At 69.4% G+C, this 7,682-nt stretch carries 8 protein-coding genes and 4 tRNA genes; 9 read left to right on the plus strand and 3 right to left on the minus strand.

The genetic code is table 11. The features are described 5' to 3' along the window. Positions 1-8: 8 nt before the first annotated feature. From GTY96_RS18745 to GTY96_RS18755, 3 genes are all read right to left on the minus strand, one after another. Positions 9-1,223 (minus strand): hypothetical protein, encoded by a 1,215-nt coding sequence (locus GTY96_RS18745; RefSeq protein ID WP_161665406.1) that lies wholly within the window; start codon positions 1,221-1,223, stop codon positions 9-11. A gap of 42 nt (positions 1,224-1,265) precedes the next feature. Further along, complete coding sequence (locus GTY96_RS18750; protein ID WP_161665407.1) at positions 1,266-1,961, minus strand: HAD family hydrolase; 696 nt, start codon at positions 1,959-1,961, stop codon at positions 1,266-1,268. Positions 1,962-2,023: 62 nt separating this feature from the next. Next, positions 2,024-2,593, minus strand: a complete 570-nt coding sequence (locus GTY96_RS18755; RefSeq protein WP_161665408.1) for a HEAT repeat domain-containing protein — start codon at positions 2,591-2,593, stop codon at positions 2,024-2,026. Positions 2,594-2,770: 177 nt separating this feature from the next. On the opposite strand from GTY96_RS18755, the gene GTY96_RS18760 reads away from it, so the two are divergent. The 9 genes from GTY96_RS18760 (at position 2,771) to GTY96_RS18800 (ending at position 7,591) form a co-directional block, all read left to right on the plus strand. Continuing rightward, positions 2,771-3,163, plus strand: a complete 393-nt coding sequence (locus GTY96_RS18760) for a DsrE family protein (RefSeq protein WP_120566049.1) — start codon at positions 2,771-2,773, stop codon at positions 3,161-3,163. Between the two features lie 214 nt (positions 3,164-3,377). Further along, complete coding sequence (cglB, locus tag GTY96_RS18765; protein ID WP_161665409.1) at positions 3,378-4,679, plus strand: adventurous gliding motility lipoprotein CglB; 1,302 nt, start codon at positions 3,378-3,380, stop codon at positions 4,677-4,679. Between the two features lie 78 nt (positions 4,680-4,757). Beyond that, positions 4,758-5,732, plus strand: coding sequence for an ATP-grasp domain-containing protein (locus GTY96_RS18770; RefSeq protein ID WP_161665410.1), 975 nt, complete (start codon positions 4,758-4,760; stop codon positions 5,730-5,732). Between the two features lie 65 nt (positions 5,733-5,797). Next, complete coding sequence (locus GTY96_RS18775; RefSeq protein ID WP_143901328.1) at positions 5,798-6,244, plus strand: hypothetical protein; 447 nt, start codon at positions 5,798-5,800, stop codon at positions 6,242-6,244. A gap of 5 nt (positions 6,245-6,249) precedes the next feature. Continuing rightward, positions 6,250-7,047, plus strand: coding sequence for a 23S rRNA (guanosine(2251)-2'-O)-methyltransferase RlmB (rlmB, locus tag GTY96_RS18780; protein WP_143901326.1), 798 nt, complete (start codon positions 6,250-6,252; stop codon positions 7,045-7,047). 127 nt (positions 7,048-7,174) lie between these two features. Next, positions 7,175-7,247 (plus strand) — tRNA-Thr (locus GTY96_RS18785). Positions 7,248-7,325: 78 nt separating this feature from the next. After that, positions 7,326-7,409 (plus strand) — tRNA-Tyr (locus tag GTY96_RS18790). A gap of 9 nt (positions 7,410-7,418) precedes the next feature. Then, a tRNA-Gly gene (locus GTY96_RS18795) sits at positions 7,419-7,494 on the plus strand. Positions 7,495-7,515: 21 nt separating this feature from the next. Continuing rightward, a tRNA-Thr gene (locus GTY96_RS18800) sits at positions 7,516-7,591 on the plus strand. Positions 7,592-7,682 lie beyond the last annotated feature (91 nt).

Raw genomic sequence — 7,682 nt, forward strand, 5'->3', positions numbered from 1 at the left:
GTCGGGTCTCAAGGCGTGCCAGCCTCGGACGGGTCGGTCTTCTTGCGGCGCCGGGGGCGGATGGCCTCCAGGACATCGGACGCGGGGGGCTCCGAAGGGGCGTCCGCCTGCGCGGCCTCGGGGGCAGGAGCCGCGTTCTTCGGCGGTCGGCCCCGCCGCGCGGGGCGGGGCGGAGAGGAGGGCTCAGGCGGGACGGTCTCCCTCTCGCCGTCCGAAGCTTCGGCCTCGCTTCCTGGAGTCTCCAAGGCCTCCTGTGACGGATTCCCCGGAGCGCCGGCCAGCGCGGAGTCTGGAGACGCCGCACTCCGCCGGCCCTTGCGGGTTGGGGGCGAGGGAGGAAGCTCCGCGCTCGCGGTTCCATCCGCGGGAGGCTCTGCTTCATCCGTGGCTTCGGAATCCGCGTCCTGCGCGTCGTCCTCGGACGGATCCGCGTCCTGAGGACCGTCGAAGGCATCGTCGTCCGGGGCGGCATCGCCCTCGTCACCGAAGAGGTCGGGAGCCCCTTCCTCGGCGGAGAGCGCGAGCGAGCGACCCGCGCGCTTCCGAGGCTTGAGGGTGAGCCCGGCGGCCTCGAAGACGCCCGGCACGGGGACGAGCGCGGCCTCGGCGAGGAGGCGCCCCTGTCGCAGCGCCACATCCAGGCGCCGTCCCAGGGACACCAGCGCCTCGCGCAGGGCGGCCTCCTGATCCGGGGGCAGCGGGGTCGGGGACAGGCTCGCGGTCCAGGCCGCGAAGGTCGCGGCCACCTGATCCACGACGGGGCGGACCATCGCGAAGTCATCGCGCGAGAAGATCCGGGTCACGTAGGCGCTCTTGAATCGCCGCTCGTAGGACGTGGCGTATTCGTTCACGAGCTCCACGGGAGCCCGGCGCAGCTGCGGGAACTTGAGGTGGGGGAAGAGGGCCTCGATGACGGGGGCGCGGCTGCTGGCGGTGAAGGTGATGCCCGCGTGCAGCTTCTCCAGGGCATCCACCCACCGGCCCTGTTGGTCGAAGGAGAACTCCTCGCGGGCCTCATCGAGTTCGGGCAGGTCCTTCACCTGTTCGAGCAGGCCGCCCGCCGGCTCCCGGGCTTCGCGCAGGCGCTCCAGCGCGGAGGCCAACCACTGCTTCTCGGCCTCCAACCCCGGCCTGCCGACGACCATCTCCTCCGCCGTGGCGAGTCGGGCCTCGAAGGCCTCGGCGAAGCGGATCAGCTCATAGGATTCGAGCGTGGACGACATGCGTGGACGACTCCTCGGAGGGGCGGCGGAGATACCACACCTTCACCGTCCGACGAGCAGGGCCTCCAGGGCCTCGGGAACGGAGAAGTCCGCGAAGGCCCACTCGGCGCCGGCGTCGAGCAGCGCCTGGGGCGTGAAGTTGCCCGTGCCCACGCCAATCGTCTCAGCGCCGATGCCCTTGGCGGCCGCGACGTCCTTGGGCGTGTCACCGATGATGACCACCCGGCACGTCTCCAGGGGCTGGCCCAGCTGCGCCGCGCCAGCCTGCGCGCCGTGCCGGATGAGGGCCACGCGGTCCTCGAAGTCGCACCCGAAGCCTCCGAAGGCGAACTGGTCGTGGATGCTCACGCGCTCCAGCTTCACCCGGGCGCCCGCGCGCACGTTGCCGGTGCCCAGCCCCACCGCGAACCCCGGCCGCGAGCGCGCCGCCGTCACGGCCTCGCGCATGCCCGGATGCAGCCGGTACTCCCGGGCATCCACCTTGGGGACCTCCAGGCCCAGGTGGGCGACGTACGCATCGACGACGGCGCTGATGGCCGCCTCGGAGTCAGGCACGCCGATGAGCCCCAGGCCCTTGCGGACGATGGCCCGGTCCGTCATGCCGGACATGCTGAAGCCGTCGCACGCGTCGCGCCGTTGATGGAGCTGCTCGAAGGCGAGGCCCATGGCGCGGCGTCCGGCGCCACCCGTGGTGACGAGTGTGCCATCGATATCGAAGAGGAGAACGGTGGGGCGCATGGCCCTCCATTAACGGAAGGCCCCGCCCGACGCGAGCCCCGAGCCATCCGTCGTGGCCAGGTTCAGGGTTCGGCCAGCGTCAGGCCCTGTTGGAGGGCCTCTCGCACCTGGGGCACGTCCTCAAGCGGAAGCCGCTCCTCCAGCACCTCCCGCACCTGCTGGCCCCCCAGCCGACCGAGCGCCTGGGCCACGGCCTCGCGGATCCGCAGGTCGCGGTCCTCCAGCCGGGCTCGCAGCGTCTTCACGGCCTCGAAGCCCAGGCACTGGCCCAGGGCCGCGGCGGCCTGGCTGCGAACGTCGGAAGGTCGGTGCGGATCCTCCAGCATCGCCTGGAGCGTCTGTCCCGCTTGAGGGAACTCCACCCAAGCCAGCGCCGTCACGGCCCGCATCCGCTGAGCGTCGGAGACGCTCGGGTCCTCCGCGAGCGCCGCGAGCACGGGCACGACCTCTGGCCCCAGCCTGTGCCACGCCGCCTCCGAGGCCACGGTCGGCAGGGCGAGCAACCCCAGGGCTTCCGCGCGCAGCGGCCCGGGGACGGCGGAGGGGGGCGTCTCGGGTCCAGCGGGCCGGGCCCTCGCGGCGTTCGCACGGACCGGCGCCGCGTCGGAAACGGGGGCCGTGCCGGCGAACATGGCGAGGGCCGCCAGGGCGCTCCCCCATGGCATGGCGGAGCGGGAAGGGGCCGGCGAGGGACGAACACCGCGGGGGCGGGACGACGGGCTCGGCATGCGGGGGCTCCCGGTGGAGGAGGGGAGCCCCGGTTATACGACGGCTGCCGGTCCGGACTCGATAACGCTAAGGTCGGAGCCATGGCCGGACGCGTCTTCTTCTTCCTCCAGCACGCCACGTACGAGCCCGCATACCAGGCGGCCTCCATGGGCATCACCGCCGCCGCGATGGGGGATGATGTCTACTTCGTCTTCGCCTTCGAGGCCCTGCGCCAACTGGTCCGGGGGGGCTTCGGACTGGCGCACAGCGAGCGCGAGCGCACCGAGGCGGCCCGCGCCGAAGGGCTCAACGTCCCCACTCCGGCGAGGATGCTCGAGGAGGCCCGCGCCCTGGGCGCGAAGCTCGTGGCCTGCGACACCACGGTGCGCATCTGTGGCCTGTCACCCCAGGAACTGCACGGCACCCTGGACGACGTCATGGGCCTGGCCTCCATCTGGAGGCTGACGGACGGCGCTCGCGTCCTCACGCTGTGAGGGCCCCTGGCGGATCCACCACCCCGCGGAGGGAGGAGGATGTCCGACAGTGGAAACGCGCTGCGCCCGGGGGATCCCCTGTCGTTGCAACTTGGCAGCGTTACCCGAATGGAAGCCGTCGGCCTCGCGTGGCTGTAGCCTCGGTGGGCGCCCACGCGTTACGCTGGGGCATTCGCGGTTCGTTGTTCCCCCCTGGAAGGAAACTCCCAAGCCTATGCGCGCCAAGTCGACCCCCCTGAGCGCACTGCTGGCCGGCATCATCGGTGGTGCCATGATGGCCGGCTGTCAGACCTATGACTTCGAGCCGGTGGATCCGCTCGCGATCGCTCAGACGACGAAGGAGACGGTGATCACCGCTCGCAAGAGCAAGCCGGACGTCATGCTGCTGGTGGACACCTCCGGCTCCATGACGTTGCCGGTGAACCCCGACATGGTGGTGAACGGCGTCCAGGTCTGTCACCGCAAGGACGAGCTGGGCCGCGACTACATCTGCAGCGATGACGTCCCCTGTGACACGTCCGTGTGTCCCACGCGCTGGTCGGAGCTCCAGGGCGCCATGGGCCCCTTCCTCGCGGAGAGCGGCAAGCTGGTCCGCTTCGGCCTGACGACGTATCCCGCGCCGAACACCGCGACGACGCCGAGCGCCGCGCAGCTCTGTGCGGCCGCCGCCCCAGGGGAGAGCGTCCGGGTCGCCATCCCTACGGCGCTGGACTCGGACGACGATCTCCAGGCCCACGCGAACGCGCTCAACACGATCCTGCAGGCCATTCCCAACGCGGGCCCGAACCAGCCCAAGGGCGGTACGCCGACGAGCGGGAGCCTGACCTTCACGAGCTCGCTGCTGACGACCGACCCGAATGAGCGCGATCAGATCATCATCCTGCTGACCGACGGTCTGCCGAACTGCAACGACAACAACCAGTACGACGGCAGCAAGCCCGAGTGCCGCTGCACGGTGGCTTCGTCCCAGTGCTCGGCGCAGGCAAGCCCGTACTTCCGCCGGGGTTGCCTCGACAAGAACGCCTCCGTGACGGCCGTGGAGACGCTGAAGAGCCGTGGGATCAAGACCATCGTCATCGGGTTCGGCGCGGAGACGTCGGCGGGTGATGGTCCCAGCGTTCTCAACGAGATGGCGCTCGCGGGCGGCTTCGCGCGCGCGTGCAAGGCCAGCATCGACTGCGGCGCGGGGGACACCTGTGACGTCAACACCGGTTTCTGCGGGCGCTCCTTCTACCAGGCGGGCAATCGCGAGGAGCTGGCGAACGCGCTGAAGAAGATCAGCGAGCAGATCACGGGCGATGAGCCCTGCTTCATCAAGCTCGAGCCGAGCCAGATTCCCTCGAACGACAAGCTCATCGTCGTCTACATCGACGGCGAGCGGACGCTCGCGGGGCCCGACACCTGGTCGCTGGGCGAAACGGGCGTGACCTTCACGGGCAGCGCCTGCGCGAAGCTGGAGTCATCGCGCCCGGAAGCTCCCATCAGCGTCGAAGTGCGCGCCATCCGCCAGCTCTAGGCGGCAGGCGGGCGGAGGCGGCTTTACCCGGGCGGTGGCGAGGGTTATAGGGACCTCGCCGGGCCGGTCGCCTCCGCCATGAAAATCACAGTCCTTTCGCGCTCCGCCTCCATCTCGTCCACGCGGCGGATCGTCGACGCAGGTCGCGCGCGAGGACACCGGGTGCGTGTGCTCAACCCGCTCCGGGTGCAGATGCATCTGGACGGGGCCAGCCGGGCGACGCTCCTCTACGATCGCAAGAAGCTCACCCCCACCGACGTCGTCATCCCGCGCATCGCCCTGTCCATCAGCACCTACGGGCTCGCGGTGGTGAACCAGTTCGGTCTGGCGCGCGTGCCCCTGGTGAACCACGCCCAGGCCATCGCGCAGTCGCGCAACAAGATGCGCGCGCTCCAGCTCCTGTCCGCCCATGGCATCGACATTCCCGCCACGGTGATGGCCAGGGACGCGGCCCACCTCAAGGAAATGGTGGGGCTCGTGGGCGGAGTCCCCGTGCTGGTGAAGCTGCTCCAAGGCCAGGAGAAGCACGGCGTGATGGTCTGCGAGAGCCTCCAGTCATTGGAGGCCGCGCTGGAGGCGGTGCTGGGCCTGGGCCACAACCTGGTGATGCAGGAGTACGTGCGGAGCACCGGGCAGGACGTGCGCGTCCTCGTGGTGGGCGGAGAAGCCATCGCCGCGGTGCTGCGCAAGCCGCGCCCCGGCCGGCTCTCGCACACGCTGAACCGGGGGGCTCGGCTGGAGGCCCTGGCGCTGTCCCCGAGCCACCGCGCCACGGCGGAGAAGGTGGCTCGCCTCGTGGGCCTCGAGGTGGCCGCGGTGGACATCCTGGATGTCCAGGGACATCCCAAGGTCTTCGAGGTGAACAGCTCACCCGCGCTCCTGGAGATGGAGGCCGCGACGGGCATGGACCTGGCGACCCCCATCATCTTGCGCGCGGAGGCCCTGGTTGAAGGAGCCACTCCCGTCTGGAGCGCGGCGCTGGAGACGCCCCAGTCCCTGCCCCCACAGCCAGGGCGCAAGGGCCCCGTGAAGGTGAACGCGCCGCGGAGTTAGAAGAGAAAGCGCTCCCCGCGCGTCCGAAGCCCCGGTATACGAACGCCGCCTTCCTGGAGACGACCATGCCGAACCCCCGCCGCTTGCCGACCCTGGCCCCCCTGCTGCTGACGCTCGTGAGCGCGCCGGTGCTGGCCCAGGACGTGGACCCCACCACCCTCTACGAAGTCACCACCGAGGGCACGTCGACGCAGGTGAAGGCGGGAGGGCAGGGCACCTTCGTGCTCGCCATCAAGTCGAAGGCCGGGGCGCACGTCTCCGACGAGGCTCCGCTGAAGCTGGAGCTGACGGGCAAGCAGCTGACGCCCGCGCAGAAGACGCTGACCCGCGAGCAGTCGGTGGCGAAGAAGGCCGCGGGCCAGCAGTTCGTGGATCCGCGCTTCGAGGTCCCCTTCACCGCGATTTCCGCCGGCAAGGGCTCGCTGGACGCGACGCTGACCTTCTTCATCTGCACGGAGAAGATCTGCGCCCGTCAGAAGAAGGTCTTCTCGCTGCCCGTGGAGGTCCAGTAGCCCCCATGAGAGAGCGCTCCCCCAAGTCCGGCGGCGAGCGCGGCGGCCATGAAGCCCCGCGCTATGTCCATGGTGTCAACCCCGTGCTCGAAGCCCTTCGCGCCCATCCCGACGCGGTGGAGCGGCTCTTCATCGTCGACGGGCAGGTGGGCGCCAAGGCCGCGGGCGAACTGCTCAGCCGCGCGCGTGACGCCGGCGTCCGGGTGGAGAAGGTCGGCCGCGAACGGCTGACCTCGATGGCGGAGGGCGGCGTGCACCAGGGGGTCGTCGCAGAACTCCGGGGCTTCCAGTACGTCGACCTGCAAGACGTGCTCGACGCGGCGAAGGCTCGCTCCCAGCCCCCGTTGGTCGTCGTGCTCGACGGCATCCAGGATCCGCACAACCTGGGCGCCATCATCCGCTCGGCCCATGCGCTCGGTGCCCATGGCGTCGTCCTCGCCAAGGATCGGGCCGTTCAGGTGACGGGGACCGTGGCCAAGGCGTCCGCCGGCGCCGTCGAGTACTGCCCCATCGCGCGCGTCACCAACATCTCCCGCGCCCTGGAGGAACTGAAGGAAGCGGGCGTTTGGGTCGCGGCAGCCGACGTGGAGGGCTCCGAGCCGTTGTGGAATGCCCGGCTGGACGGCCCCCTGGCGCTCGTCGTGGGCGCCGAGGGAGCGGGCGTGAGGGAAGGGGTCCTCAAGCACTGCGACTTCCGCCTCCGGATTCCCATGGGCGGTCAGGTCGGTTCATTGAATGCGTCGGTTTCCGCCGCGATTCTGCTATACGAGGTCGCCCGCCAGCGGGGCCGTCCAACCCGCTGATGTTTCGTGGATCAATCTCCTTGACTTGGAGAGTGGGGGCTTCTAAAAGGTCGCGCCTCTCAAGTCGCTGCCGAGAGGTTGACGGTCCGCCCGGGATGAAGTAGGGCGGGGCAGTTGCTGGAAGGATGCCGGTGTAGCTCAGTCGGTAGAGCAACTGATTTGTAATCAGTAGGTCGCGGGTTCAAATCCCGCCGCCGGCCAGGTAGGACGGGCCGCGGAGAAGGGCCCGGGACGCGAAGTCGTGGTAGAGCGGTTCGCAGCACCACATGAGAATATCTGGAGGGATACCCAAGCGGCCAAAGGGAGCAGACTGTAAATCTGCCGGCTCTACGCCTTCGATGGTTCGAATCCATCTCCCTCCACTCGGCAATGCGGGAATAGCTCAGTTGGTAGAGCGTCAGCCTTCCAAGCTGAATGTCGTGGGTTCGAATCCCATTTCCCGCTCCAACCGTTGTAGTGCATCGCCAAGCCCTGATAGCTCAGTTGGCAGAGCGCATCCTTGGTAAGGATGAGGTCACCAGTTCAATCCTGGTTCAGGGCTCCATTTTTCGAGGAGTGTCATGTCCAAGGAAAAGTTCGATCGCAGCCTGCCCCACGTGAACATCGGAACGATTGGGCACGTGGACCACGGCAAG

The sequence above is a fragment of the Corallococcus silvisoli genome, from assembly GCF_009909145.1.
In the GTDB taxonomy this organism is placed as follows: Bacteria; Myxococcota; Myxococcia; order Myxococcales; family Myxococcaceae; genus Corallococcus; species Corallococcus silvisoli.

Coding starts and splice junctions, on each gene's coding strand:
- GTY96_RS18770 (WP_161665410.1), top strand. CDS start 4,758: ATGAAAATCACAGTCCTTTCGCGCTCCGCCTCCATCTCGTCCACGCGG.
- rlmB (WP_143901326.1), top strand. CDS start 6,250: ATGAGAGAGCGCTCCCCCAAGTCCGGCGGCGAGCGCGGCGGCCATGAA.
- GTY96_RS18750 (WP_161665407.1), bottom strand. CDS start 1,961: ATGCGCCCCACCGTTCTCCTCTTCGATATCGATGGCACACTCGTCACC.
- GTY96_RS18760 (WP_120566049.1), top strand. CDS start 2,771: ATGGCCGGACGCGTCTTCTTCTTCCTCCAGCACGCCACGTACGAGCCC.
- cglB (WP_161665409.1), top strand. CDS start 3,378: ATGCGCGCCAAGTCGACCCCCCTGAGCGCACTGCTGGCCGGCATCATC.
- GTY96_RS18745 (WP_161665406.1), bottom strand. CDS start 1,223: ATGTCGTCCACGCTCGAATCCTATGAGCTGATCCGCTTCGCCGAGGCC.
- GTY96_RS18755 (WP_161665408.1), bottom strand. CDS start 2,593: ATGTTCGCCGGCACGGCCCCCGTTTCCGACGCGGCGCCGGTCCGTGCG.
- GTY96_RS18775 (WP_143901328.1), top strand. CDS start 5,798: ATGCCGAACCCCCGCCGCTTGCCGACCCTGGCCCCCCTGCTGCTGACG.